This is a genomic window from Arthrobacter sp. Hiyo1, assembly GCF_001263615.2.
In the GTDB taxonomy this organism is placed as follows: domain Bacteria; phylum Actinomycetota; class Actinomycetes; order Actinomycetales; family Micrococcaceae; genus Arthrobacter.
The window spans coordinates 49428-52367 of record NZ_DF952478.1; the positions used below are offsets into that span (position 1 = coordinate 49428).

The following is a 2940-nucleotide window of genomic DNA, read 5'->3' on the forward strand; positions in this document are numbered from 1 at the left end:
CTGGCCCGGCGTCGGAAGGGGGCGGCACCGGGGCAAGTCCGCAGCCCGCGAGTGTGAGTACGACGAACATGCTCGCGGCAGCCGCGCGGAGGGCCATAGGGATCACTATCCCAGGCCCTGGATTGTGCGCGTGAGGCTGCCGCTGTCGTTACTTGCCACTTGGCACACCGAATTGAGGGTCTGAACGCGAGATTGAACAGAGACTTGGTCGTAGGGCCGTGGGCCACCAAGATATGTCTCGTAGTTCTGATGTTGGTGGATACATGAGGCCATTTCGCCGCTCACCTTCTGCGAAGCAGCCACGAGCTCGGCCAGCATGGCCGCGCTGTCCCCGACTTGGGCCTTCTCGTTGGCAAGCGACCGGATACGGTCGTTGGCCGTATTGAGCTGGGATGAAGTGTCGTTGAGCTTGCTCGTTGTGTCACCGAGCTGGGACGTCAGCGTCGTATTTTTCTGGGCGAGGCTGTCGCGGTCCGCCGTCATCGAACCGAGGTCTCGTGACGTCTCTTCCGACGTCGTGCGCCATTGCTCCGCCGAGTTTGTGCTGTACACATAGCCAGCCCCGAATGCGAATAGGCCTGCAGCCAGAACAACGATCGTCGCAATGTACGGCCAACGGCGCGTCCTGCGCACCGCAGCTTGGGCGGGCATGGCTTCTTCTGTCACTGGAAGCCCTCCGGTGTGAAGTTCTCCAGCTTCGAAGTCCCCGCTAGCCCCCGGCACAGTGTCCACTTGAGTCCCCTAAATTAGCGCAGTCCCCTCGGCAAATCAGTCTCATCCTAGAGGATGCTCGTTCCATGGGACCCGGTATTGGTGAGACCCGCATTTTTGAGACATGCAAGACCTTAATTTCCACCCAGGCAGGCTTCATTCGCGCTCAGTTACGCACCGTACGCCAGCCGCTCACGCCAGGTGATTGATACGGTGGAAATGTCCCGACAGTCGAAGCGAAACATTGAAGTGGCTGCTCCCTGGAAGGGGCGCTTTCCCAAGGTCAGAGGGGGCACCGCAATGGGGTTAAGAAGCTTTTTCCGAAGAAGCCGGAACAGCGCAGATGGGATCGTGCCCGCGGCCGCGGATCGAGCCGGAATACCGCCGGAGCAAATGGCAGAGCTGGAGCGGGCAAGGTCCGAACTCGCCCAAGCAGCCGAAGGGGCCGGTGTGACCGCCTTCCATGCCTGTACACGGAAGGGGACTTCTTCCTGGGAAGACGATCCGGCCGCCGTGCGGGCTCTGGCCGCCATACTCAGGGACTACCACGCAGACGAGGCAGCACCGGACGGGCCACGGTCGGCGGACCGGTAGACGGTCCCGGCGTCCGGCTCGACGCACAGCGGCTTTGGAATGGGTCATGCCCTGGAGGTCAGGCGGAGCCCTCCGTGCAGCTCAAAACTGTCGCCATCGGGTACACCGCAGCATATCGTTCCTACTGGGCATCAATCCTGCGTCGGTGCGGCGCGCTTTCCAAGCGGCGCTGTCGGGATGACCGGTAGAGGCGCTGTGTCGAAGAACCTGTATTCCCTCACGGGAAGGTGGATTGGTTTTCCGGCGGCCTCCGCTTTTTCCCGGATAAAACCGTGGTCTTCCGGGGAGAGTACAACCTGCCCGTGCTGGTCACACTCAATGTCTGCGCGCGCGCCCTTGCGCACCCTGGCCGACATGGCGGGCGGCAGGACCAGACATGCCGGATTTTCCAGAAGCCAAGTCCGGGTCCCGGAATCGAGCCCGTCCCACTCGTCTTTGAGGCTCATGCTCGTGAATACCGCCTTCCTGTCCAGGGGCTTTCCTGATGTGAAGTCCGTCCAGATTACGCCTGACCCCACACGGACGATAGGACAGGTGACCTGGTGCCGCCCTGGCGACGGAAGGTAAATTGGGCTCCGGCGGTTGCTTCGCCAGTGTCCGGGATCGGCCGGATCACCACCCTGCACATTGTCAGCATGCTTTGTTATCGTTAAGTTTCCCGTCTGGTCCCCCATCAGGCGGGACATTTCGTACCTTGGAGCGGTATAAGCTGCCAAGGGACCAGTGCAACGAAGTCCCTCCAGGAGGATCTGCATCCGCGGTCGCTACTCGAGCGTCAACGTGGATTGACTGCTTCAACTCCGGACTGAGCCGATCAAGTCACTGGCCTTGCCATCGCGGCAGTGTCAGCGAGCTAGAAAAAAGCTCCTCAGTCTTCAAGCCATCCGACTATGTCTTCGAGCTGTGAGCTGACATACTCCCAGGGTCGGTTGAGGTCGAGGGTTTGCGCGCCTATCCGATTGCCTTGGATTACAACGTCCAGGTCGGGCTGCTTTAAGGCATCGGTGCGCGCGTAGAGAAGGAGTCCGGTGACGGAGCCGTCGCGCCGGGTGTCCTCGTTCTTCACATATGAAAAGATTTGGTACAGATTCGTCGAATGTACGGTCGCCTTGCCCCATGCTCCGGTCTGCATCGAATGGCTGTAGTACTTCGCGTCGATGATGAGAGTGCGCCCGTGGTTGCGGAGAGTGATGTCGGTACGCATCAAGGGCAGTTGCAAGCTGTGGCCGCTTGGCTCATCGAGGTCCCAATCAACGGTGGGCGCGCCGGAGGAGAGTTCGGGATGGTGGACTGTGTAGTACTCGCGCAGGAACCGCTCGTACAGAGCGCTCATCGCATCATCCGAAACCCACGACCTGAGCTGTGAGCTTCCGGAATCCTGAGTGGGGAGGAGTCCGCGGACGATCAGCTCGCAGACGCCGAGCAGCAGCCGGTAAGTGGCGTTGGCGCGGTGGTAGGTGAGCGTGTCCCAACGGATCGACGTCGGTGCCACCAGCGTCACTGCGTCCAAGTAGGGCAGGAGCCGACGCAGAGCATCTTTGCGCGCCACGGCGACATCGCTGTGGCGGATGAGGAGCACAATGACCGACTTCAGTGCCCGGTTATGGGGCGTGTCTGGTTCGTACTCGTCGAACT

3 protein-coding genes are annotated in these 2940 nt (G+C 61.0%); all 3 read right to left on the reverse strand.

Annotated features, from left to right (window positions below):
• Positions 1-105: 105 nt before the first annotated feature.
• Positions 106-651, reverse strand: a complete 546-nt coding sequence (locus AHiyo1_RS22575; protein ID WP_059390083.1) for a hypothetical protein — start codon at positions 649-651, stop codon at positions 106-108.
• Positions 652-1436: 785 nt separating this feature from the next.
• Positions 1437-1751, reverse strand: a complete 315-nt coding sequence (locus tag AHiyo1_RS22585) for a hypothetical protein (protein WP_059390085.1) — start codon at positions 1749-1751, stop codon at positions 1437-1439.
• A 422-nt stretch (positions 1752-2173) separates the two neighbouring features.
• On the reverse strand, positions 2174-2940 hold a 767-nt coding region (locus AHiyo1_RS22590), incomplete at its 5' end, for a 5-methylcytosine restriction system specificity protein McrC (RefSeq protein ID WP_059390086.1).